The 23502-nt window shown below is 60.1% G+C and carries 24 protein-coding genes; 11 read left to right on the forward strand and 13 right to left on the reverse strand.

Annotated elements, in window-relative coordinates; all coding sequences use genetic code 11:
- Positions 1 to 193 precede the first annotated feature (193 nt).
- The 4 genes from C2E19_RS17485 to C2E19_RS17500 form a co-directional block, all read right to left on the reverse strand.
- Complete coding sequence (locus C2E19_RS17485; protein ID WP_129394338.1) at positions 194 to 1159, reverse strand: sensor domain-containing diguanylate cyclase; 966 nt, start codon at positions 1157 to 1159, stop codon at positions 194 to 196.
- Positions 1160 to 1222: 63 nt separating this feature from the next.
- Positions 1223 to 1801, reverse strand: a complete 579-nt coding sequence (locus C2E19_RS17490; RefSeq protein WP_129394339.1) for a hypothetical protein — start codon at positions 1799 to 1801, stop codon at positions 1223 to 1225.
- 1 nt (position 1802) lies between these two features.
- Positions 1803 to 3965 (reverse strand): xanthine dehydrogenase family protein molybdopterin-binding subunit, encoded by a 2163-nt coding sequence (locus C2E19_RS17495; protein ID WP_129394340.1) that lies wholly within the window; start codon positions 3963 to 3965, stop codon positions 1803 to 1805.
- Positions 3966 to 3984: 19 nt separating this feature from the next.
- Positions 3985 to 4440 (reverse strand): (2Fe-2S)-binding protein, encoded by a 456-nt coding sequence (locus C2E19_RS17500; RefSeq protein WP_003224136.1) that lies wholly within the window; start codon positions 4438 to 4440, stop codon positions 3985 to 3987.
- 262 nt (positions 4441 to 4702) lie between these two features.
- On the opposite strand from C2E19_RS17500, the gene C2E19_RS17505 reads away from it, so the two are divergent.
- Positions 4703 to 5533 (forward strand): alpha/beta fold hydrolase, encoded by an 831-nt coding sequence (locus C2E19_RS17505; protein ID WP_129394341.1) that lies wholly within the window; start codon positions 4703 to 4705, stop codon positions 5531 to 5533.
- A 144-nt stretch (positions 5534 to 5677) separates the two neighbouring features.
- On the opposite strand, the gene C2E19_RS17510 is transcribed toward C2E19_RS17505, so the two are convergent.
- Positions 5678 to 6070 (reverse strand): GFA family protein, encoded by a 393-nt coding sequence (locus C2E19_RS17510; protein ID WP_129394342.1) that lies wholly within the window; start codon positions 6068 to 6070, stop codon positions 5678 to 5680.
- A 402-nt stretch (positions 6071 to 6472) separates the two neighbouring features.
- Between C2E19_RS17510 and C2E19_RS17515 the strand changes: the two genes are divergently transcribed.
- From C2E19_RS17515 to C2E19_RS17525, 3 genes are all read left to right on the forward strand, one after another.
- On the forward strand, positions 6473 to 6838 hold the full coding sequence (locus C2E19_RS17515) for a DUF6124 family protein (protein ID WP_129394343.1): 366 nt from the start codon (positions 6473 to 6475) through the stop codon (positions 6836 to 6838).
- 145 nt (positions 6839 to 6983) lie between these two features.
- Positions 6984 to 7340, forward strand: a complete 357-nt coding sequence (locus tag C2E19_RS17520) for a DUF6124 family protein (protein ID WP_129394344.1) — start codon at positions 6984 to 6986, stop codon at positions 7338 to 7340.
- A gap of 97 nt (positions 7341 to 7437) precedes the next feature.
- On the forward strand, positions 7438 to 8106 hold the full coding sequence (locus C2E19_RS17525) for a bifunctional 2-polyprenyl-6-hydroxyphenol methylase/3-demethylubiquinol 3-O-methyltransferase UbiG (protein ID WP_129394345.1): 669 nt from the start codon (positions 7438 to 7440) through the stop codon (positions 8104 to 8106).
- 160 nt (positions 8107 to 8266) lie between these two features.
- On the opposite strand, the gene C2E19_RS17535 is transcribed toward C2E19_RS17525, so the two are convergent.
- Positions 8267 to 8518 carry a transmembrane sensor/regulator PpyR gene (locus tag C2E19_RS17535; RefSeq protein WP_129394346.1) on the reverse strand — a complete coding sequence of 84 codons (252 nt, stop codon included), beginning with the start codon at positions 8516 to 8518 and terminating at the stop codon, positions 8267 to 8269.
- Between the two features lie 313 nt (positions 8519 to 8831).
- Between C2E19_RS17535 and C2E19_RS17540 the strand changes: the two genes are divergently transcribed.
- Positions 8832 to 9335, forward strand: a complete 504-nt coding sequence (locus C2E19_RS17540; protein WP_129394347.1) for a VOC family protein — start codon at positions 8832 to 8834, stop codon at positions 9333 to 9335.
- A 35-nt stretch (positions 9336 to 9370) separates the two neighbouring features.
- On the forward strand, positions 9371 to 10204 hold the full coding sequence (locus C2E19_RS17545; RefSeq protein WP_129394348.1) for an AraC family transcriptional regulator: 834 nt from the start codon (positions 9371 to 9373) through the stop codon (positions 10202 to 10204).
- A 122-nt stretch (positions 10205 to 10326) separates the two neighbouring features.
- Here C2E19_RS17545 and C2E19_RS17550 read toward each other — a convergent pair whose 3' ends face one another.
- From C2E19_RS17550 to C2E19_RS17560, 3 genes are all read right to left on the reverse strand, one after another.
- Entirely contained in the window at positions 10327 to 10914 is a 588-nt protein-coding gene (locus tag C2E19_RS17550) for a LysE family translocator (protein ID WP_129394349.1), read from the reverse strand.
- A 239-nt stretch (positions 10915 to 11153) separates the two neighbouring features.
- Positions 11154 to 13391 (reverse strand): ATP-binding protein, encoded by a 2238-nt coding sequence (locus C2E19_RS17555; protein WP_129394350.1) that lies wholly within the window; start codon positions 13389 to 13391, stop codon positions 11154 to 11156.
- A complete protein-coding gene (locus tag C2E19_RS17560) occupies positions 13388 to 14002 on the reverse strand; it encodes a biliverdin-producing heme oxygenase (RefSeq protein ID WP_129394351.1) in 615 nt (204 codons plus the stop codon). Before C2E19_RS17560 ends, C2E19_RS17555 begins: the two co-directional genes overlap by 4 nt.
- A gap of 255 nt (positions 14003 to 14257) precedes the next feature.
- On the opposite strand from C2E19_RS17560, the gene C2E19_RS17565 reads away from it, so the two are divergent.
- Positions 14258 to 14878 (forward strand): LysE family translocator, encoded by a 621-nt coding sequence (locus tag C2E19_RS17565; protein ID WP_129394352.1) that lies wholly within the window; start codon positions 14258 to 14260, stop codon positions 14876 to 14878.
- Between the two features lie 3 nt (positions 14879 to 14881).
- On the opposite strand, the gene C2E19_RS17570 is transcribed toward C2E19_RS17565, so the two are convergent.
- On the reverse strand, positions 14882 to 15295 hold the full coding sequence (locus C2E19_RS17570; RefSeq protein WP_129394353.1) for a VOC family protein: 414 nt from the start codon (positions 15293 to 15295) through the stop codon (positions 14882 to 14884).
- A gap of 217 nt (positions 15296 to 15512) precedes the next feature.
- Here C2E19_RS17570 and C2E19_RS17575 point away from each other — a divergent pair, with 217 nt between their 5' ends.
- From C2E19_RS17575 to C2E19_RS17590, 4 genes are all read left to right on the forward strand, one after another.
- Positions 15513 to 16595, forward strand: coding sequence for a bifunctional transcriptional activator/DNA repair enzyme AdaA (locus C2E19_RS17575; protein WP_129394354.1), 1083 nt, complete (start codon positions 15513 to 15515; stop codon positions 16593 to 16595).
- Positions 16596 to 16628: 33 nt separating this feature from the next.
- A complete protein-coding gene (locus C2E19_RS17580; protein WP_129394355.1) occupies positions 16629 to 17426 on the forward strand; it encodes an isocitrate lyase/phosphoenolpyruvate mutase family protein in 798 nt (265 codons plus the stop codon).
- Between the two features lies 1 nt (position 17427).
- Complete coding sequence (locus C2E19_RS17585; protein WP_129394356.1) at positions 17428 to 18045, forward strand: DNA-3-methyladenine glycosylase; 618 nt, start codon at positions 17428 to 17430, stop codon at positions 18043 to 18045.
- A 275-nt stretch (positions 18046 to 18320) separates the two neighbouring features.
- Entirely contained in the window at positions 18321 to 20693 is a 2373-nt protein-coding gene (locus C2E19_RS17590; protein WP_129394357.1) for an Ig-like domain-containing protein, read from the forward strand.
- A gap of 107 nt (positions 20694 to 20800) precedes the next feature.
- Here C2E19_RS17590 and C2E19_RS17595 read toward each other — a convergent pair whose 3' ends face one another.
- The 3 genes from C2E19_RS17595 to aguA form a co-directional block, all read right to left on the reverse strand.
- Entirely contained in the window at positions 20801 to 21100 is a 300-nt protein-coding gene (locus C2E19_RS17595; RefSeq protein WP_129394358.1) for a reverse transcriptase domain-containing protein, read from the reverse strand.
- Between the two features lie 144 nt (positions 21101 to 21244).
- Positions 21245 to 22342 carry an extracellular solute-binding protein gene (locus C2E19_RS17600; RefSeq protein WP_129394359.1) on the reverse strand — a complete coding sequence of 366 codons (1098 nt, stop codon included), beginning with the start codon at positions 22340 to 22342 and terminating at the stop codon, positions 21245 to 21247.
- Positions 22343 to 22344: 2 nt separating this feature from the next.
- Positions 22345 to 23469, reverse strand: a complete 1125-nt coding sequence (aguA, locus tag C2E19_RS17605) for an agmatine deiminase (protein WP_129394360.1) — start codon at positions 23467 to 23469, stop codon at positions 22345 to 22347.
- Between the last annotated feature and the right edge of the window lie 33 nt (positions 23470 to 23502).

The following is a 23502-nucleotide window of genomic DNA, read 5'->3' on the forward strand; positions in this document are numbered from 1 at the left end:
TGAGTGGACGGACGCTTTCGCGAGCAGGCTCGCTCCCACAGGGGATTTGTGGTGAACCGGGATTTTGAGAACACCCGAGAACCCTGTGGGAGTGAGCCTGCTCGCGAAAGCGGTGGGTCAGCCAGCTAATAATCGATTGAAAAAATGCCTTCGCGAGCAAGCCCGCTCCCACAGGGGATCTGCGGTGCATTCACTAACACCGCTTCAGGGCCTGCTTGTGCGCATACATTGCCCCATCGGCATCCGCCAGTAAGCGATCGACGGTTTCGTGGCGTTTGACGTCGTATTCGATCTGGCCGACGCTGAAGCGAATCGCATAACCCCGATGCAACGTGGCATTGCGCTCTTCGAGAATTTCCTTGAGCCGCGCCATGATCGCTGTGGTTTCGATATGGCTCGACCCCGTCAGCAACGCGACAAACTCATCCCCGCCCAGCCGCCCGACCACATCACTCTCGCGAAAAGCAATGCGCAGCACGTCGGCAAAAGTCTTCAGCGCACTGTCGCCCTCGGCATGCCCGTAAAGATCGTTGATCTGCTTGAAATCATTCAGGTCAAAAAACAGCAATGTCGCCGGCCGCTCCAGCCGAGCGCAGGCGTCCAGCGCATGTTGCGCCAGTTGCTTGAAGCCGCGGCGGTTGGACAGCAACGTCAGCTCGTCCATGCTTGCCATCTGCACGGCGGTCAACTCTTGCTCGGCCATCTCCGCCAGATCACGCAGCAGCGCGCGTTCTTCGTCGTCGAGTTCACGCGGCTTGGTATCAATCAGGCACAGCGTGCCCATTTTGTTGCCATTCGGCACAGTCAGCGGGTAGCCGGCGTAGAAGCGAATATTCGGTGCTCCTGTGACCAGCGGATTGTCATGGAAACGCACGTCCTCGCGGGCATCGGGCACCAGCAACAAATCGTTTTGCAGGATCGCGTGACCGCAGAACGACACATCCCTCGGCGTTTCAGTGGCGTCCAGGCCCACGCAGGACTTGAACCACTGCCGATCCTTGTCCACCAGCGTGACCAGGGCAATCGGCACATTGAACAGGCGTTTGGCCAGCCGCGTCAGCCGGTCGAAACGCTCCTCCGGCGCCGAGTCGAGAAGGTTCAGACCGTGCAGCACTTCAAGCCGCACGGTTTCATTGGCGGGTTTTCCTGGAACCAGCATCAGCACACTCCATTGGCAACAATGCTTGTAAGCGTAGCGTTAATTCGGCAAGCGTTCACCTGATCAGAGGCCTGCCACCGGACACGGCCCGCCCGCATCGGCCCAGAGCTTGAATTGCGCGACAAAAATATCGTGCGGCACCGGCACCGGCGCGCGCCCTGCCCCGGGATTCCAGCCCCACAACACCAGTTTGTCTTCATTGACATGCTTGAGCAGTGCGGCGAAATCACGGTCGCCGTTACTCGAGCGATCCTTGATCAGCGCGCAGAGCTTGTCCGGCGGCAAACCGATCCAGGCCATTTTGTGCGACGCCGGCGGCAGGCTCCAATGCGGCGCACCCGGTGGCGCATGCGGGCCGTAACTGGCCGGCGGATTGCTTTCGGCGTGACAGGTTGCGCACGGCAAACCGGCCGCACCCTTGCCATCCATGCCGCGCACCACGTTCATTGCGTGCGGGATGCCCGCATCGAACTGCAACGGCGAATCACCGGGAATGTGGCAGTTCTGGCAGCGCGGGCTCTGGAAGACTTTCTGCACCGTGCCGAATGCCTTCAACGCTTCCTGATCATCCGCGAACAAGTCCGAGGCATAACCGCCGAGCCCCAACAGAATCACCCCACCCAACAACAGATGTCGTTTCATCTCACACCCCCGACAGTTGCAGTGGCAGTTCACGCAGACGCTGTCCGGTCAGGGCGAACACCGCGTTGGCCACCGCCGGCGCGGTCGGCGGCACACCGGCTTCGCCGATGCCGCCGGGTTTGTCGCTGCTGGGCACGATGTGCACTTCGACCACCGGCATCTCGTTGAGCCGCAGCACCTGATAATCGTGATAGTTGGACTGCAACACCGCGCCGTCCTTGAGCGTCAGTTTGCTGTGCAGCGCCATACCCAGGCCGAAGGTGATGCACGACTCCATCTGCGCAGCGATGCTCTGCGGGTTCACCGCAATTCCGCAGTCCACCGCGCAAACCACGCGATGCACACGAATCACCAGATTGTCCTGCGACACCTCGGCGACCTGCGCCACGTAGCTGCCGAACGACTCGTGTACGGCGACGCCGAGGGCATGACCGTCCGGCAGTGGCGCTTTCCAGTTGGCCTTTTCCACCGCCAGATTGAGTACGCCCAAATGCCGAGGATGATCCTTGAGCAGCGTTCGTCGGTACTCGACCGGATCCTTGCCCGCCGCCGTGGCCATTTCATCGATCAGCGATTCCATGACGAAACCGGTGTGGCTATGGCCCACCGAGCGCAGCCACAGCACATTGATCCCGGTCTGCGGCGAATGCAGATCGACCTGATGATTGGCCAGGCCTTTGACGTAAGGGCTATCGGCAACGCCTTCGACCGAAGTCGGGTCGATGCCGTTCTTGACCATCGTCGCCTCCATCAGCGTGCCGGTCATGATCGACTGCCCGACCAGCACGTGCTGCCAGCTCGACGGCAACCCATCAGCGCCCAAGCCGATTTTCGCCTGATGCAGGAACATCGAACGGTAATAACCGCCACGAATATCGTCTTCGCGCGACCACACGGTTTTCACCGGCATCGCGGCGGCTTTCGCCACTTGCACCGCTTCGGCGACGAAGTCTGAGGTCGGGTTGGCGCGACGGCCAAAACCACCGCCGAGGAATTCAGTGTGGATTTCCACTTGTTCCGGCTTCAGCCCGGTGATCTTGCCGGCGACCATCTGATCCAGCGTCTGAAACTGCGTGCCGGTCCAGATTTCGCATTTTTCAGCGCTGATCTTTACCGTGCAATTGAGCGGTTCCATCGGCGCGTGAGCCAGATACGGCACGCTGTATTCGACGTCGATTTTCTTCGCGGCTTTGCCGAAACTGCCCTTGGCATCGCCGGCCTGACTGGCAGAAGTGCCTTGTGTCGTGGCCAGTTTGCGGAAACTTTCCAGCAGTTTTTCACTGCTCAGATCGGCAAGCGGGCCCAAGTCCCAATCAACTTTCAGCGCATCCCGGCCCAATTTCGCCGCCCAATAATGATCGGCAATCACCGCGACACCGGTCGGCACCTGCACCACTTTATGCACGCCCGGCACGGCCAGTGCTTCGGCGCCTTCGAAGGATTTGACGCTGGCACCGAACACCGGCGCGCGCGCGACCATGGCCGTCATCAAACCTTCAAACTGCACGTCCATGCCGAACTTCGCGCGGCCGGTGATTTTCTCCGGCGTATCGAGGCGCTTGGTCGGTTTGCCGATGACTTTCCAGTCCTTGGCTTCCTTGAACGTGATCGACTTCGGATCCGGCACCGGCAGTTGCCCGGCGGCATCCGCTAATTCACCGTAAGTGGCGCGTTTGTCGCCGGCAATCACCACGCCCGATTCAGTTCGAATGGCCGACGGCGCCACCTCAAAACGTTTCGCCGCCGCCTCGACCAACATCTGCCGCGCCGTCGCGCCCGCCAGTCGATAGCGATCAAATTCCATCCACGTCGACGTCGACCCGCCGGTAATCTGCATGCCGCCAAACCCCGGCATGCCGTAATCCGCCGCCGATGCGGGGGAATGCTCTACGTGGATTTTCGACCAATCGGCGTCCAGCTCTTCAGCAATCAACATGGTCAGGCCGGTCCAGATGCCCTGGCCCATCTCCGAATGCCCAAGCAACACGGTGACACTGTTGTCCGCCGCAATGCGCAAGAAGGCATTCGGCGCAAAGACCTTGCCTTCGTTCTCGGCCGCATAGGCAAACTTGTGCCCGCCGGGGACGACAAACGCCACCACCAGGCCACCGCCCAACACGGCGCTGCCCTTGAGAAAACCCCGACGCGATACAGGACTGTTCATCGTCTATCTCCCCACAAAATCAGCCGATTTCCGAAGCACGCTTTACTGCCGCGCGGATTCGCGGATAGGTGCCGCAGCGGCAGATGTTGCCGGAGAGCGCCTGATCGATATCGCTGTCGGTGGGTTTGGGGATTTTCGCCAGCAAGGCGGCGGCCGACATGATCTGCCCCGACTGGCAGTAACCGCACTGCACCACGTCGAGTTCGGCCCAGGCTTGCTGCACCGGGTGCGAACCGTCGGTGGAGAGGCCTTCGATGGTGAGAATTTTCTGCCCGTGGGCCACGGCGGTCGCGGGCGTGATGCAGGCGCGCAACGGCGCCCCGTCGACATGCACGGTGCAGGCCCCGCACTGGGCCATGCCGCAGCCGAATTTGGTACCGGTCAGGTGCGCGACGTCGCGCAGGACCCAGAGCAACGGCATGTCCGCGGGGACATCGAGCTCCTGATCCTTGCCATTGATATTCAAGGTCAGCATCGGGGGATTTCCTCAGACTCACGGTGTTCTGAAGGGGCGCCGCTGTGGCCATTGATGCCTACGCGCGCCTCGGCTTATCCCTTTCAGCAAAGCCTAATTTGCGCCTGAAGCCAGACGTTGCGACCACCGGTCATGCAGATGTCGACTTTAATCCTACAGTTGATAACGGCTCGCACCCGAGCCATTAGAAGCCACGTCATGAGCGAAACCGGTCCGCGCCCACCGCGCGGGTTATCCATCACATTGGTCTGGAGTAGCGAACATGGGATTTGTCACCACCAAAGACGGCGTCGAAATCTTCTACAAGGATTGGGGCCCGAAAGACGCGCCGGTGATCCACTTCCACCACGGCTGGCCGCTCAGCTCGGACGATTGGGATGCACAGATGCTGTTCTTTCTCGGCAAGGGCTTTCGGGTGATTGCCCATGATCGGCGTGGGCACGGGCGTTCGAGCCAGGTCTGGGACGGGCACGATATGGATCACTACGCGGATGATGCGCTGGCGGTGGTCAATCATCTGGGCTTGAAGAATGTCGTGCATGTCGGTCATTCGACCGGTGGCGGCGAGGTCATTCATTACATCGCCCGGCATGGTCAGGACAACGTCGCCAAGGGCGTGTTGATCAGTGCGGTGCCGCCGCTGATGGTGCAGACCGAGAGCAATCCGGGTGGTCTGCCGAAATCGGTGTTCGATGAGTTTCAGGCGAATTTGGCGGCGAATCGCGCGCAGTTTTATCGGGATATTCCGACCGGACCGTTTTATGGCTACAACCGGCCAGGGGCTACACCTTCAGAGGGGATTATTGCCAACTGGTGGCGTCAGGGCATGATCGGTGGGGCGAAGGCGCATTACGACGGGATCGTCGCGTTCTCGCAGACGGATTTTACTGAGGATCTGAAGAAGGTCACCGTGCCGGTGTTGGTGATGCACGGCGAGGATGATCAGATTGTGCCGTATGCGAACTCGGGGCCGTTGTCGGCGAAGTTGCTGCCCAATGGCACGCTGAAGTCGTATCCGGGGTTCCCGCACGGGATGCCGACGACGGAGGCCGAGACGATCAACGCGGATCTGCTGGCCTTCATTCGCGGTTGAAATCATTGGCAGCCGTACACTTCCCCCCTGTGGGAGCGAGCCTGCTCGCGAAAGCAATCTGTCAGTTGAACTTGAGCTGAATGACCCACCGCTTTCGCGAGCAGGCTCGCTCCCACAAGGGGGATGTGATTGGGCTCACGTCCATTATTCCTCTGTGCGACTTGTACTCTCGCGATCACGTTCGTAATGGTGGGCCAGCGGAAGCGCCGGCAACCACGCCTCGCGGCGAATCGTCCAGAGTTCGTAAGTGGGTTTGAACTGGTCCGGTTCATCCAGCGATCCAACGTTGACTTCCACCTCGTCTGCCGAGCGCGTGAAAACGGGTGAACCGCAGCGTGGGCAGAAAAACCGGCCGTTGTAGTCGCGGGTTTCGCCGCTGACCGTTAGTGCGCTCTCAGGGAATATGGCCGAGGTGTGAAACAGCGCGCCGTGGCGTTTGCGGCAGTCGAGGCAATGGCAGATGCCGACGCGGTAAGGCTGACCTGCCACTTCGAAACGGACATCGCCGCACAGGCAGCCGCCGGTGAATGGATTCATGGTGCACCTCCTCCTTTTTCCTGTGTTTAGCGTAAATAAACACAACTTTGCACGCACGTTTAAATTACACAAACCGTTACGCCACAAGCCCTACAACGCCTTGCGCCGTTACCTACGCTTACGCCAGAATCCGCCGGCATACGCGCTTTGGTGCGGGCTATATCGTTTCCCTGTCACTGCAAAACAGTGATCGGGTTTGGTAGCCCGTTTCTAAGTGTGTGTTGACGCCCTATGCAGTCCCTTTTTTGGGGACGCAGTCTTTATGGCGGCCATGCGTGGGGCTCCTTCGGGAGCGCCGGGGTTTTACTCCGCTTAGACCGGTCTACCAACCTGCGCCTGGCCGCCACCCTCGTTTGGTAGCGAGAGTGATGGCTCCTCATTTTGCTTAGCGGAGTTCCATCAATGTTCAAACCAACACCAAACCCACCGGACGTCGATCCGATCCCGTATGACCCAAATCTCGAACCTCAAAAAATAAAAGAGGCGACTGACCGCGCCATCAACTTCTATCTAAACCCCGGCTCACTGAAGCTCTCAATCCCTTCCCGCAAGACCAGCAAGATCTTCCTCATCGACCCCGCCGTGGACGAAGAAACTCTGCTCGTAGAAGCCTGCGAATCGTTAGCCGCTGCCAGCGACATGGCCCGTGATATCGGCGATGTCGTCGACAACACACAACGCCGGGCCATGCTGATGCTGCATCAGGTGATCATGCTGAGTGAGCTGATGGTCAATCGAGTCCTGGACAGCCGCCGCTTGCCGCACTAGCAAACTCGCCGCAGTCCCCTGTAGGAGCTGCCGCAGGCTGCGATCCTTTGATCTTTAACAATCAAAGGCAAGATCAAAAGATCGCAGCCTGAGGCAGCTCCTACCGGGTGTCATTCTTTCGCAGTGCCTCGAGGAGTTTCAGTTGATGTCCGAAACCACAAAACCGCTGGTCACAGATCCGGCTTCGCCCTACGAATCATTCGATTCGAAGAAGCTTCACGCCGCCGCCGAACGCGCCCTCGATCATTACCTTGCGCCCGCGCAGATCATGGCCACGCCCTACAGCCCCAGCAGCATGTTCATGGTCAACCCGAAAACCGATACCGAATCATTACTGGCGAATGCGTGCGAGTCTTTGGCCTCGGCAACGGTCATGCTTGGCGATTTTGCGGGATCGCTGGACGGCCCCAATCGCAATACGCTGCTGGGCATTGCCCAAGTGGTGATGCTGGGGGAACTGGCGGTGAATCAGGCGCTGGATAACGTCGGCTTGAAGGAGTAAGCGCTGTTGTTCGCCGTCGCCTGCAGAGCCGATTTGAATTCAGCGAACGCGCGCGGTGGCGTCCATACTGTGGGTTTTCAATAATACGGACGCCGACATGCCCTCCCCCGAATCCAGTCTTTTGCAGAGCTGGCACGACAACGCCGATGCCTGGATCGAAGTGATCCGCAGCGGCGGCATCGAAAGCCGTCAACAGGTGACCAATCAGGCGATTCTGCTGGCGATCATGGGCCGCCAGCCGGAGCGTGTGCTTGATCTGGGGTGCGGCGAAGGCTGGTTGTTACGGGCGCTGGCGGACCTGGGGATTGCTGCGGTGGGCGTGGACGGTGATGCGACGCTGGTTGAAGCGGCGCGTCTGGCCGGGTCTTCGACGGTGCATGTTGCCGACTACGACGCGCTGGTCGAGGCCAAGATTGATATCGGCTGTGACTTCGATTTGATCTGCGCGAATTTCGCGCTGCTGCATCAGGACATTATTCCACTACTGGCCGCGATGAATGTGCTGCTGGTTCCCGGCGGTGCGCTGGTGATTCAGACATTGCATCCGTGGGCAGCAGCGGCTGGCGATTATCAGGACGGCTGGCGCGAGGAATCCTTCGCCGGGTTCAAAGGCCAGTGGCAGCCAATGCCGTGGTATTTCCGCACGTTGTCGAGTTGGTTCAATGCGCTGGACATGGCCGGATTCCGCCTGACCGGCATGCAGGAACCCCAACACCCGCAAAGCCCGGTGCCGCAGTCATTGTTGATGGTGGCTGAGCGACGCTGAAATTTCAGTAACACCGTTCCCCCAGGATTTTGCGTTGACTGCAGATTCTGGAAACCCTGCTGCCATTGTGGGAGCGCGCCTGCTCGCGAAAGCGGTGTGTCAGGCAACATAGACTCCGACTGTGCTGACGCCTTCGCGAGCAGGCTCGCTCCCACAGGGATTACGCGGTTTGCGGAATCATCCGTGGGCCGCGCAGGCGATATTGCGCCAGCAGGCGCATGACGTAGCCGATCTTGATCAAGGTCGGGCCGAGGATGGTCAGGGCATGCATCGCCACCAGCAGTGCAATCGGCATGTGACCGTTGTAGAGATAAGCACCGTAGATGCCCGCCAGTAGCATGATCAGGCCGACGACGAGGACTTTGCTCGACAGGTGCAGAACGTGCAGCGGGCTTTCGAAGAAGGTGAACATGGTGGCGTACTCCTGATCGGTTCGTTTAGGTAGGTTGAGTACATCAAGTCTCGTGCCAGATTTTAAATTCAATAGAATCAGTTAGTTGCACGATAACAAGTCAATTTGACACAACCCGGACATAGTCAATTCGACCTGAAACCTTGTCATTACGACTACCGAAAGACACGGTAAGAAAATGCGGTCTGCGGCTCGTTGTCTCCGTCGTCAGGATTTCCAATGCTCGGCAATTGTCGATCTACGGCACCGGCAATCGACCAAGGACTGTCTACGCTGATAGTCCAGCGTGTCTAACCTGCCGAGGATGACTGCCATGCAACGCTTTCAAAAACTCACGCCCTGCCTGTGGTTCGACGATCAGGCCGAAGCGGCGGCGAAATTCTATTGCTCGATCTTCGATCATTCGAAAATCACCGGCCTGACCCACTACAGCAAGGTCGGTCAGGAATTTCATGGCAAGCCCGAAGGTGCGGTGATGACCGTCAGTTTCGAACTCGACGGTCAGACCTTCACCGGCCTCAACGGTGGGCCGATGTTCAAATTCAGCGAGGCGATCTCGTTTCAGGTCAATTGCCAGAATCAGGAAGAAGTCGACCACTTCTGGGGCAACCTGTCCGAGGGTGGCCCGGTCGAGGCCCAGCAGTGCGGTTGGCTCAAGGACAAGTTCGGGGTGTCGTGGCAGATCGTGCCGGTGGCGTTCATGCAGATGATGCTGGACGCCGACACCAGCAAGTCGCAACGGGCGATGCAGGCCATGTTCAAGATGAAAAAACTCGACATTGCCGAACTCGAACGGGCCTTTGCCGGCCAGAGCTAATACACTCGTGCGCTGGCCTGCCGGGAATAATCACAATGAAACACGCTGCCGCCAAAAACCCTGAAAAAGCCCCGCGCTTCTGGCGCGACGATGCCCTGCCCTTCATCGAAGCGCGGGCCATCGCCGATGGCCGCGAAGTCTGTTATGCCCGGCATTCCCACGCGCATTTCTCGATCGGTGCGATCACCGCCGGGCGCAGTACTTATGTGCACGAGCAGGCGCAATTCGAGGTCGCCACGGGCACGGTGGTGTTGATGAATCCCGGCGATGTGCATGCCTGCAATCCGATTGATGATCAGCCATGGTCGTACGTGATGCTGTACGTCGAGACGCCGTGGTTGACGGATTTGCAGCATCAATTGGGCTTTGCCGAGGACTTGGCGTTTCGCCGGTTTTCGGCCACGCATTTGCAGGACACCGGACTGTTTCGCGACTTGATCGCGCTTTACCAGGTGCTGGTCGACGAGCAGCAGGATGCGCTGCGCAAACAGAGTACGGCGGTGGAGTTTTTCAGTGATCTGCAACTACGCCTGAACCCTGCCGGGCAAGCGTTGCGCGAGCCGAATTTCAAGCTGGAACGCGCCGCTGATTTCATCCGCGAACATTGCACCGACCTGCTCAGCCTCGAGGACATCTGCGCCGCGGCGCAGCTGTCACCCTCGTACCTGATCCGCGCCTTCAAACAGCATTACGGCATGACCCCGCATGCGTTTCTGGTCAACCAGCGCATCCAGTTCGCCCGCGAGCGATTGCGCAGCGGACAACTGATTGCCGATGTGGCGCTGGAGGCCGGGTTTGCTGATCAGGCGCATTTCCAACGGGCGTTCAAGCAACACCTGGCCGCAACCCCCGGCCAATATCGCGGCTGACATTTCACCTGAAATTGAACACTTCCCCTTGTGGGAGCGAGCCTGCTCGCGAAAGCGGTGGTTCAGTCGACATATCCAGTGACTGACGCACAGCATTCGCGAGCAGGCTCGCGCCAACAGGGTCAAGTGAACAAAAAGTAGATTGCGCTCAGCGCCAACAACAACGCCATGCTCCGATTGAACAAGCGCATGCCTGCCGCATTGCTCAAATAGCCGCGCAGGAATGTCCCGGCATACACCCAACAGCCGACCGACACATAGCAAATCACCAGATACACCGCCGCAAACTGCCAGACCAGCTGCGCCTCGCCATCCGCCACGAACGCGCCCATCCCCGCCACGCAGGCCAGCCACGCTTTCGGGTTGAGCCACTGCATCACCGCGCCGTACAGCATCGACGGCGCCCGAGCGCAATCCTTGGCGTTCAATTGCCCGTCGTCAGTGGCCAGTTTCCAGGCCATGAACAGCAGAAACGCCACCCCGGCCAGTTGCACCACGCGGGTCATGAACGGCCACAGCTGCAGAACCTCATGCAGGCCCAGGCCCATCAACACCAGCAACAAAACGAACCCCAGCGTCGCCCCGGCGACATGCCGCTGGCTGGCGCGAAAGCCGAATTGCGCCCCCGAACTCAATGCCACGATATTCACCGGTCCCGGCGTGATCGACGCCGCCAAGGCAAACGCCGCCATCGAAACAATCAGACTCATCGCACACCCGCTTCAAATCGAGGAACAAGGTGCTCACGGTATCGAGCGCCCGATCCTGGGTATTGAAGAAAATGCCCCTGTGATCCTGATCGTTCCCACGCTCTGCGTGGGAATGTAGCCCGGGACGCTCCGCGTCCCTTCCAGAGCCGAACGCAGAGCGTCCATTGCGGCATTCCCACGCGGAGCGTGGGAACGATCACATCAACAGATCGCAGCCTGCGGCAGCTCGTACAGGGGGGTCAGTCGAGGCGTGGCACGGTGAAGCGGAACTCGCTGCCCAGCCCTGGCTCGCTCTCGGCGAAAATCCGCCCGCCGTGGGCTTCGACGATGCCTTGGGTGATGTACAAACCCAGGCCCGTGCCGGTCGGGTTGCCTTCTTTTACGGTCCAGTAACGGTCGAACACGTGCGGCAAATGTTCCTTGGGAATGCCTTCGCCACTGTCACGCACGGTGAAGACGATTTCATCGCCGACTGATTTGGCATGCACGCCGACGGTGCCCAGTCGCGGGGTGAACTTGATCGCGTTGCCGACCAGATTCGACAGCACCTGAAACAGCCGCTCAGGGTCGGCGTGAATGCGCAGATCGGGATCGGCGTCGAAGGAAATGCTGATGTCCTTGTCCAGCGCCAGCGGCGCGAGCAGCGCCTGCGCCTCCTCGAACATCTGCCCGACATGCAGTTTCTGCGGGGTGATGGTGTAGCGTCCGGCGTCGATCTTCGAGGTGTCGAGCAAGTCTTCGAGCAGCGTGTTCATCCGCCCGGCGGCCTGCTGCATGGTGTCGATCGCCGTCGAGATGCGCCGCGAGGTGTGCGGCCCATCGGAGCTGAACGCTTTGTGCAGCATGCCGCAGAGCATCGAGATCACGGTCATCGGGTTGCGCAGGTCGTGGGAGACCACCGCCACCAGCTCATCACGAGCGCGCACCGCTTCCTGTTCGCGACGGACCTGGCGGGCCAGATCGTTTTCCAGCGCCGAACGACGCAGGTCGTTGGCGGCAAACAGATCACCGTGGCTCCATTTGGCGGAGATGCCGGCCATCTCGACCTTCCAGATTTCGAACGAGGTACGCGGCCGCAGGCGCAGCCCGGCGTCGGAGTTTTCCAGGTCCAGCGGCTTGCGCGGATCACCGCTCCAATTGATGTTCTCTTTGACCTCGGGGCGAAACCACAGCACACCGTTGTCGACCGGTTTGGGCAGGCTCATGGCGAGCACACCGCTGGCCACCTGCTGAAACTGCGCGGCCTGTGGGTAGACGCTCGCCAAGTGATGGCTGGCGAACACCGGCTCACCGTGGTCCTGCAACCACCGGTGCAGGGCACGGATTTGCGCCGGTTCCGGGCAGTTGCCGTAACGGTGCAACTGGTTGTCTTCAATGATCGCGATGCCGCCGGCATTGGCCAGCGCCATGAGCACTTGCGGCTGGTTCGCCAGGCCGTCGAAGACGTTTTGTGGCGAATCGATCATCGCCTGATTGAGCAAGGCCAGCGCTTCGACTTTCTCTTCACGCTGACGGCTGATTTCCAGCGCTTCCATCGCGCTGATCTGCAACGACAGCACCTGACCGATGGTCTGGCACGCCGCGCGCAATTCATGCGGCACGTGCAGCGGCTGGCGGTTGCCGCAACTGATCAGGCCCCAGAGCTTGTCGCCCTTGAGCAGCGAGATGCTCATCGACGACAGCACGCCCATGTTCTTCATGTACTGGCAGTGGATCGGCGACACGCTGCGCAGGGTGGCGAAACTCAAATCCAGCGGAGCCTGCGTATCGGGCCGCAGCTTCGGCAGCAATGGCACCGGTTGGTAGTCGGCATTGGGGATGATCCGCAGCCAATTGGTCCGATACAACTCGCGGGCCTGCTCGGGAATGTCCGAGGCCGGGAAGAACAGACCGTTGAACACTTCCATCGACGGATCGGACGCTTCGGCGATGACCTGGCCGTGCCCTTCCTCTTCGAAACGGTAGATCAGCACCCGGTCGTAACCGGTCATGGCCTGGATTTCCTTGACGCTGATGTCGTACAGCGCCTGCAACGAAGTGGCCGCTTGCAAGCGCTGGAGCATGCGCCCCAAATGGGTCTGGTTGCCGGCGACATTACGTGGCTGGAAGTTTTCGACGTGGATTTCCAGCTCCAGAATCAGCACGTCCTGATGGCGGTGCAGCAGGCCTTCGAACGCCGTGCCGTTGAGTCGAAAGTGCAGTGGCGGCGTGTCGGACAACGCCGGTTGCGACAAGGCCTCGCGCACTTGCGCAGCCTCGGCGTCGCCAAGCAGTTGCGCCAATGGCTGGCCGATCAGGCTTTGCGGCTCTCGGGCCAGCAAGGTTGCAACGTTGGCGCTGACCTGAATGATCGCCAGCTCAGGCTCACTCAGGGTCAGCAGCAAGCCGTGCGGCTGGATCGCGCCGGGGAAACGGATCGGCTCGTCGGCACAGTTGGCCAGCAGCTCTTCAAAGGCTTCTTTGTCTTGTGGGGTCATGCCAATACCTCCCGGCTTTCGAGCCAGTGCTCGAAACAGCTGAATGTGCTTTGTGCTGCGCCGACAACTGCGGCGCGCTCCTCGGCGCTCATCGGCCGGGAGCTTAGGTATTCAATAAAATCACGCCAGCGGCGGCCGGTGGCGGCGCCGTAGATATCGAGAAACGCCGCGCCGTTATCGGCTTCCAGCCCCAGTCGCGTGGCGATCTCGCGGCGCAGGATCTGCCCGCCGAGTGTCGCGCCTTCAAGTACGTAGAGCGCGCCGAGGCAGGTGGCGCCCGAGTCGATGAAGGGCAGTTGCTCGCATTGCGGCAGACGTTGCAGCGCCTCGGCGCCCAAACCCAACGCTTGCAGGTCGGCGCGTAAGGTTGGTGCCTTGAGACGTGGCTGCAGATCAAAGTCGCCGGGGATCGAACCACTGTTCTGCAAGGCGTTTTCCAACGGCAGATAGAAGCCGTAATAGGCCTGCATCAGCCGCACAAAAGCGTGTTTATCGAGGGTATCGGAGAAAAACGGAAGGCGTTTTTCCAGTGCGATGTGCAGTTCGGCAGTGCCGGCTCGCAGATCTTGCAGCACCGGTGGCACATAAACTTCACGGGCCTTTGCTTGCATGTAGATCGCTCTTGGTGGGGCCGCCTGGGGCCATGCGGGGTGGGTGATACAGAGGGCAATTTCTACCTGACCGGCTGGAGGGTTTTCCGCCGAGGCCATTGCCGTCTGACTGTTTCAGAGTTGCGGCCGGCGCAAAAAGTTCGACCGCGTTGTCCAGCATGGCCGGGCTGTACCGCGACAGCGCTGCCTGACTGTATGGGTCTGACGGCGTGTGGGCTGTGATAAAAATGGCGCACTCGTTTCCGGAGCGCCGTCATGGACCTCGCCACCCTCTCGCTGTTTCTCCCCGCCTGTTTCGCCCTGAACATGGCTCCCGGCCCGAACAACCTGTTGTCGGTCAGCAACGCCACGCGCTATGGCTATCGCCGTGCCTGTGCCGCCGGTATCGGACGGATTCTGGCGTTCGCCGGGATGATCGCAATGGCCGGCGCCGGGTTGTCGGTGGTGCTGCAAACGTCCGAATGGCTGTTTCATGCGATCAAGATTATTGGCGCGGGGTATCTGCTGTATCTGGCCTGGCAATTGTGGCGCGCCAATCCCGAGGCCGAACAGCAGGTGGCGGGAGCGTCGGTGGGCTTGTTCAGGCTGGCGCGTCAGGAGTTTCTGGTGGCGGCCGGCAATCCCAAGGCGATTCTGCTGTTCACTGCATTCCTGCCGCAGTTTGTTGATCCAGCGCGCCCGGTGCCGGCGCAATTTGCCGTGCTCGGCGCACTGTTTCTGTTGCTGGAATGGATCGCCATCGCCGCCTATGCCTGGATGGGCCTGCGCATGCGCCGCTGGTTCGCCGAGCCGCGCGGCAAGCGGATGTTCAACCGCTGCTGCGCGGGGCTGCTGTCGGGGGCGGCTTCAGTGCTGTTGCTGGCCAAACGCGCGTGAGGCTTACGCTTCGGACGGGCCTTTGAGTTCGACCTGATTGCCGTCCGGATCGAAGCAATACAACGACAGGCCATAACCTTCAGCGCCAAAGCGTCGAGCGGCTTTTTTCACGGTCAGTCCGGCCGATTGCAGGTGCGCCGTCAACGCTTGTTCGTCGAACGGCTCGATGCGCAGACAGAAGTGATCGACATTGCGCCGTTCGGCCCCGGCCGCCCCGCCGCCCTTGCGCCCGAGTTCACCGGCCAGGTCGACGAGATCGATCATCGAGGTGCCGGCACGCAAGTGCACCAGCCCCAGCGGTTCGTTGTGCCTGACCACTTCGGCGCCGAACGCCCGAGCGTAGAACTCGATGCTGCGTTGCAGGTCTTTCACGCGCAGCACAATGTGATCAATATGTTGAATGGAAAACGGATGCATAAACCAACACCTCACAATCTCTGTAGGAGCTGCCGCAGGCTGCGATCTTTTGATGACGGGACGCGGAGCGTCCCCGGCTGCATTCCCACGCAGAGCGTGGGAACGATCATCAAAAGATCGCAGCCTTCGGCAGCTCCTACACAGTAGATCAGCAGACGGAAAATTCACTGTCGATTTTCCGGTGGAGCCATCGACAATCTGGTTTTACAGTCATGCCATGAACATACAAACCGCTGTCCTGCCGCCCCACGCCGAGATGGTTCGCGCCATGCTCGAAAGCGACACTGCCTATGAAGGCGTGTTCTTCACGGCCGTGAAAACCACCGGGATTTTCTGCCGCCCCAGTTGCACGGCGCGCAAGCCGAAACCGCAGAACGTCGAGTTCTTTGCCCACGCTGACGAATGCCTGTCCGCCGGTTATCGCGCCTGCCTGCGCTGCAAACCGCTGGACGCCGCCGCCATTGCGCCGGACTGGGTGCAGCGCTTGCTGAAAAGCGTGGATGCCGACCCCGAGATGCGCTGGAGCGATGCGCAATTGCTCGCCGAAGGCATCGAGCCGCTGAAGCTGCGGCGCTGGTTCAAGCAGCATTTCGGCATGACTTTCCATGCCTGGCTGCGTACTCGCCGACTGGGCATGGCGTTGGGCGGGATCAAGCAAGGCACGTCGATCGATCATGCCGCGTTCGATTCGGGTTATGAATCGCTCAGCGGCTTTCGCGATGCTTTCCAGAAGTCGTTCCACATCACCCCGGGCCGCGCCGCCGAGAGCGAGCCGCTGCTATTCACGCGGCTGACCACGCCACTGGGGCCGATGCTGGCGATGGCCGAACGCCGTGGACTGGTGTTGCTGGAGTTTCTCGATCGACCGGCGCTGACCACTGAAATAGAGCAATTGCAGAACCGCCATGGCTACGTCGTCGTACCGGGACACAATACGCACTTGCAGCAGATCGAACAGCAACTGGCGGAGTACTTTGCCGGCACACTCAGCGTGTTCAGCGTGCCATTGCATTTGCCCGGCAGCGAGTTCGCGCAACAGGTCTGGGCGGCCCTGCTGCAAATTCCTTACGGTCACACCAGCACCTACGGCACCATCGCCGCAGGGTTGGGCAAACCCGGCGCGAGTCGCGCGGTCGGGCTGGCCAACGGGCACAATCGGCTGTCGATTGTCGTGCCTTGTCATCGGGTGATTGGCGCGGATGGCTCGCTGACCGGCTATGGTGGAGGACAACCGCGCAAGGCATTCTTGCTGAGGCTGGAAAGCGCCGCGCTACAGCTCAGCCAACCGTTGGCTTTCTGACAAATTTTGCACCATCAACAACAAGGAATTTCGATGAGCACGCTCGACACCCGGTTTCACCAGTTGCATCAGCAAGGCCTGCTGATGCTGACCAACGTCGCCGACGCTACCGGCGCGCGACTGGTCGAACACCTCGGCGGTCAGGCCGTCGCCACCAGCAGTGCGGCGGTGGCCTGGGCCCACGGTTATCCGGACGGCAACACCTTGCCCCTCGAACGCCTGGTATCCACGGTGGAATCGATTGCCCGGGTGATCAGCGTGCCGTTGACCGTGGACGTCGAGGCCGGTTATTCCGATGATCTCGGGCGTGTCGCCGAGGTGCTTGAAGCGGTCATTGCGGCGGGTGCCGTCGGGATCAATATCGAGGACGGTTCCAACGCGCCGGAGTTGCTCGCGCGCAAGATCGAGGTGGCGCGGCAAATCGCCGACAAACGTTCGGTCAAGCTGTTCATCAATGCGCGCACCGATGTCTATCTGAAAAGCCTGGTGCCGGCTGAAGATCGCGTCGCCGAAACCCTGCGGCGCGCCGCGTTGTATCAAGCGGCCGGTGCCGATGGCTTGTTTGCCGCCGGTGTCACCTCGGCCTACGAGATCGAAGCGATCTGCAAAGGCACGACGCTGCCGGTCAACGTACTCGGCTTCGCCTGCCTGCCCTCGCCCGAAGAGCTGCAAGCGCTGGGCGTGCGCCGCTTGAGCGCTGGTTCCGGCATCGCCGAATTCCTTTACGGGGCGATGGGCGGGCTGGTGAAAAGCTTCCTCGCCAGCGGCAAACTCGACACCCACGACCTCAAGGCCTTCACGTATGGCGAAGTCAACGGCTTGCTGAAATAGCATGCCCGGGCACTATCAGGCAGCGAGCGAATTCCTCGCTACGCTCGACCCGCACTGGCAGCAGCACATTGCCGCTGTCGGCCCTTGCCTGCATCAGCCGCATCCGGCGCGCGATCCTTATGAATCGCTGGTGCGGGCCATCGCCTATCAACAACTGCACGCCAAGGCCGGCGACGCGATTATCGGCCGGCTGATGGGTTTATTCCCTGAGCAATCATTCCCGCGCCCGGAACACATCCTCGCGAGCGATTTCGAGCGGATGCGCAGTTGCGGATTTTCCGCCGGCAAGATTGCGACGATTCAGGGCATTGCCCAGGCAACGCTGGATGGTGTGGTGCCGGATTACGCCACGGCGCTGGCGATGGACGATGAAGCGTTGATCGAACGCTTGATCAGCCTGCGCGGAGTGGGCCGATGGACCGTGGAGATGCTGCTGATCTACAGCCTGGAGCGCATGGATATCCTGCCGGCCGATGACTTTGGCGTGCGCGAGGGCTATCGGCGGTTGAAGGGACTGGAAGTGCAACCGACGCGCAAGCAAATGATCGAGATCGGCCTGGCGTGGAGCCCTTATCGAACGGTGGCTGCGTGGTATTTGTGGCGTGTGGCCAAGGGATAGACCGCGTTATCGTTCTTCGTCGCTCGCCCCCACAGGGACATGCGTTCCAAATGTGGGGCTTGCTCGCGAAGGCTGACTCGCAGACAACACACACTCTGCCGACATAAAAAACCCGCCGCCCCCGATCAACCGGGGCGGCGGGTTTTGTATTTTCGGTCAGCGCACTTCGACCGTTTGTCTTAAACCTGTCTGCACCTGTCAGATCTGACAGGTGTACATCCCTCGATAAAACGCTTTGATAGTTCCTGGCCTTTTCCCGCTCAGGAGCCTCCGTCATGAACACCCGCGAACGCCCCGAGAACACCGTGTTGGCACTGTCACCACCCCGTGTTCCAGAGGCAACAACACCGGTGATCGGCGCCCACTATGGCGTGCCCAAGCATGTCTATGACCTCAAACCCATGGGCCTGAAAGTCGATATCGATCCGCCGCTCGCGGGTACGCTGCAACCTGGCGATGTCATCACGCTGGTACTGAACGGGCTGTCCGGGAACAGCAAATCCATCAATGCCGGTGAAGAGAACTTCGTCACCACGCTGTACATCAACAAAGGCCTGTTGTTACCGGACAGAATTAACGAACTCGTTTACACCATCACCCGTGGCAGTTCGAATATCGGCACTTCGACGCCGGTGCTGACCGTGTTGTACAACGCAATTCGCCCTGGCATGGAAGACCGCACACCCGGCGATGGCGCGCATTCGGAGCTGGGACTGATCCTGCCGGCAGACGTGCTTGAAGACGGCATCGACGCAGAGCGCGCCAAACAAGGCGTGCTGTGTTGTTTTTCCTACCCCTATTGCCGTGCCCACGACGTGATATGGCTGAACTGCAACGGTCAGGACGTCTACCGCACTGTCAGCGTTTCGGAAGCGCCGGCGACGCCTTCCAGTGAGCCCACCACGCTTTGTGTGATGGTTGAAGAAGAGGTATTTATACGTGCGGGAGATCACCCCAACTTCGTATTCTCCTTCACCGTCACCGACCAGCTCGGCAATGGCCCGGACACCGATTCCCCGTGGTCAGGCATCGTGCCAGTGGATGTAAACCTCACACAACAGCGTCTGGTGGCGCCCGACGTGACGGAAGATCCGGACGACCCCAACGACGATCCGGCGACTATCGATCTGGACAAACTCGGCAGCAAAGACCTGACCGTGCTGGTACATGCCTTTGCCCCGCTGTGGCAGCTCAACGACGTGATCCGTATGCTTTACAGTGCTACCCCACCCAGCGGCCCCGTTGTGCAGCACACCGTGGAAACCAGCGTTGGGCGGATTCCATTCACCTACAAATTGCTGGTGCCCAACGCCAAGGTCATCGCTGACAGCGTGGTGCGGGCCAAGTATGAGTTGGTGAGAACCGGGGCAGTCATTGCCACCTCGAAAACCACCACGGCTCAGGTGACGGGAGGGGACACGATTGATCTGCTACCCCCTTCTCTGGTGTCGCCGGCGCTGAGTCCGATTGATATTCCGGCTTATCCCGACGGCGTGACCGTGCGCATCGAATACCTCGGCGCACAGGCAGACGATCGGGCACGGCTGGTGGAAGTCAATCCGCCAGCGGGTTCGCCGCAGTTTCCATTGGTGGGCTTCAACGCCAATAAACGTGTGAACACCCTTCTGACTCCCGCGTTCCTGACAGCACGGCAGGGCAAGGATATTGAATTACGCTGGAACCTGAATCGTGATGGTGGGCAGGCCGGAAAGTCGCCGCCATTGAATTTGAGCATCTTGCCAATAACAGAAGCCCCGACCATCGCCTCGGTCAAAGGCTCGCCCAGTGGCGTGGAAATTCCGGATGGCGGCACCACCATCGACACCACCGTCATTTTGACAGGCACAGCGACCGCGAACCTCGAGGTCGAAATCTTTGATGGCACCACCTCCAAAGGCCGTAGTCCTGTCAACGCCAGTGGCACCTGGACCCATCGCTTGGAGAACCTGATCGACGGGCTGCACAGTCTGACCGCCAAAGCCCTGTACGGTTTGGAGCCGGTGTCGACCCCACACACTATTACGGTGGCGAAGGCTCCAGAGTTGATTATCGACCCGACGCCGATGGTGCTCGACGGCATAAAACTGATTCAGGACTACGGCTGGCCGACAAAGGAGGTAGTAGGCAACGTCAAGACCCGGGTCCCCAGCGGTGGCGTGGGTCCGTATACTTATTCATCCTCCAACCCGTCCATCGCCAGCGTAGATAGCGGCGGAAAGGTATCGGGGCTTAAACAAGGTTCGGCCACCATCACCGTGAGGGGCGCAGGCGGGAGCACCGGGTCGTACTCAGTTATCGTCACCAACGTGTATCGGATGAGAAGAAACTGGACGTTGATGGAGGCCAACGCCTGCCGAGCATGGATCAGCAGCTCAGGAGGTGAACCGGCCATGCAAGACAAGGGGGCGCGAGCTATCCTGGCGAATTTTCTTAACCTCGACCAAGCTGGTCCGTTTATCCCTAATTTAAGTTTAGCATTCCCAGACCCTTATCAATCCTACGTAGCCCTGGGACCCACCCCCCAGGACCCGAACCGCCATCTATGGGTGATGTTGTACGTCATTGACGGCCAGCCACCCATGATTCATATGGATTCAGGGACAATTCAAAATTCACTCCTACCCGCTTTTGTATTCACCCCCGAGTAGGATGACCTCTGATACGAAAAAACGGTAATCCACGACCGGCACCGCCCTTTAACCCGGTGGTGCTTGTCGCTTGCTCCTGAAGCTGACGTTTTTTCGATAGGCCGACGTTAACCCAGGAGGCTATTGGACGGGGTAACGCTTTCCCAGGAAAGTGAAGCCCCGCTCGATAGGCCGAGTTGGGTTTTGTCCGGGTGTTTCTGCAGTTCGAGTTCCTCAAACAGACGATTGACCACGCATATACCCTGACGCAACTTGTTGCGTGTTGCTGCCAGCACCAACACGTCATCCATATAACGCAAATAAAACAGGTCTGGCCGCGTCATGGCCACGTCCAAACGGTGCAGATAAAAACCACCCAGTAGAGGGCTGAGCGAACACGCCAGCGCGATACCCCGGGTGTAATCCAAAACAAGCCACCGCGCTCAGCGTTGCGCGTCAGCTATTGGATCAGCACGTCACCCCCTTCGCGAGCAAGCCCGCTCCCACCGGTCACCGCGTTCCAATGTGGGAGCGGGCTTGCTCGCGAAGGCGCCAGTCGATTCAACCTCAAATCAGAGACCAGACTTCAACCGGCTGAACGCCCGAATCAAAGCCCGATTGAACGCCTTGCCATTGTCATTCTTGCTGTACAGCGAAGCCCGCACCGCCTCTGACGGGTACGTCCCCGGATCATTGCGGATCGATGCATCGACCAAGCCATCCGCCGCCGTGATCGCATTAGCGTAATGAATGGTGTCGGTGATTGGCGCCATCACTTCCGGCGTCATCAAGTAATCCATCAACGCCAATCCGGCCTGAGGGTGCGGGGCGTCCTTGGGAATGACCATCGCGTCAAACCAGATCAATGTGCCCTCTTTCGGAATCCGGTAACTGAGCTTGAATGGCTTTTTCGCCGCCTGCGCCTGCCCTGCCGCAATCGCCACGTTGCCGTTCCACGACATCGCCACACAGGTGTTGCCATTGGCCAGATCACTGATGTTCAGGTCATTGTCGAAGTAGCGGATGTACGGGCGGATCTTCGCCAATTGCTGCTCGGCGAGTTTCAGGTCATCGAGGTTCTGCCGGTTGATGTCCAGGCCCATATACTTCATGACGGCGGCGAACACTTCGTTCGGGTCATTAAGCAAACTCACCCCGCAGTCGGCAAATTTCGAAACCACCGCCGGATCGAACAGCATCGCCCAACTGTCCGTCGGCGCATCAGGCAAACGTTGCTTGATCGCCTCCTCCTGGTACCCCACGCCAGTGGTACCCCAAGCGTAGATGCCGGCGAAACGATTGCCCGGATCAAACACCGCCATGTGCTGGCGGAACTCCTCGCCGACCCCGGCAAAGTGTGGCACCCGGGCCTTGTCCAGCGGCTGGATCGCACCGCTTTCAATGGCCCGCGACAGGTGCTGGCCAGCGGTCAGCACCAGGTCGTAGCCGCTGCGCCCGGTAAGCAGTTTGGTCTCGACGGTTTCCAGCGAGTCGAAGTGATCGGCGACCACATGAATGCCGGTTTTCGCCTCGAAATTCTTCAAGGTGTCCGGGGCCAGGTACTCGCCCCAGATGTACAGGTTGACCACCGGTTTCGCGGTGTCGGCGGCCTGCACACACAAGGGTGCAAGCACCAGCAATAACGCTTGAGTCAGTTTGTGCAGGCGCATGGTCAGGCTCCCTTCTTGTGGTCAGGCGTGCCGGCGTATTGCGGCATGGTGATGCACGCGACGTTGCCGCCGCCGAGGAGGATTTCCCGGGAGTTTTCGATGCCGACGATTTTGTGCTGCGGAAACAGTTCGGCGAGCGTCGCCAAGGCTGCCTGATCCTGACGATCGCCAAACAGCGGCACTACGATCGAGCTGTTGCCGGCGTAATAGTTGATGTACGACGCGCAGATCTTAGTGCCGGCCTGACGGGTGTGGGTGCTGTCCTGGCGGTCGAGGCCTTCGGCTTCTTCGGCAGTCCATTCGAGCACGTCCGGTTGCGGCAGTTTGTGCACGATCAGCTCGCGGCCACGGCTGTCACGGGTGCTGCGCAGAATATCGTATGCCTCCTGATAGATTTCCCATTGCGGATCGTCGCGATTGTCGGTCCATTGCAGCACCACTTCGCCGGGACGGACGAAACAGGCGAGGTCATCGACGTGGCCATCGGTTTCGTCGAATTTGCAGCCGCGCGGCAGCCAGATCACTTGTTCGGCGCCGAGGTAATCGGTGAGCCTGCGGGTGACTTCATCCTTGCCCAGATGCTGGTTGCGATTGCGATTGAGCAGGCACTGTTCGGTGGTGAGGATGCTGCCCTGGCCGTCGCTCTGGATGCCGCCGAGTTCGGCAATCAATGGCGCGCGGTAGCGGTCGAAACGCTCGATTTCAAGGATCTTGCTGGCGATCTGATCGTCCTTGTCCCACGGGTAGTAGAGGCCGCCGTCGAGACCGCCATAAGCATTGAATTCGAAGTCGACACCACGCACTTCGCCGCTCTGGTCATTGACCACAAAGCACGGGCCGCTGTCGCGGAACCAGGTGTCGTTGCAGGTCATTTCCACGACGCGTACTTGCGGCGGCAACTGTCGGCGCGCGGTGGCAAATTGCGCGGCCGAGGCGCAAACGGTGACCGGTTCGCTGTGGGAGATCGCGGTGACGATCTGCACCCAGACTTTCTGCGCAGGCTTGGCGCCGTTGCGCCAGACGTCGGTGCGCTCCGGCCAGCCGAGCCAGCAGCCGGACTTGCTTTCGAATTCGCCGGGCAGACGGAAGCCGTCGTGTTTGGGGGTGGAGTCGAGCAAACGTGCCATGGTCAAACCTCGTTGTTGGCGATGGGAATGACC

Source organism: Pseudomonas sp. DTU12.3, from assembly GCF_004124275.1.
Taxonomy (GTDB): Bacteria; Pseudomonadota; Gammaproteobacteria; order Pseudomonadales; family Pseudomonadaceae; genus Aquipseudomonas; species Aquipseudomonas helmanticensis.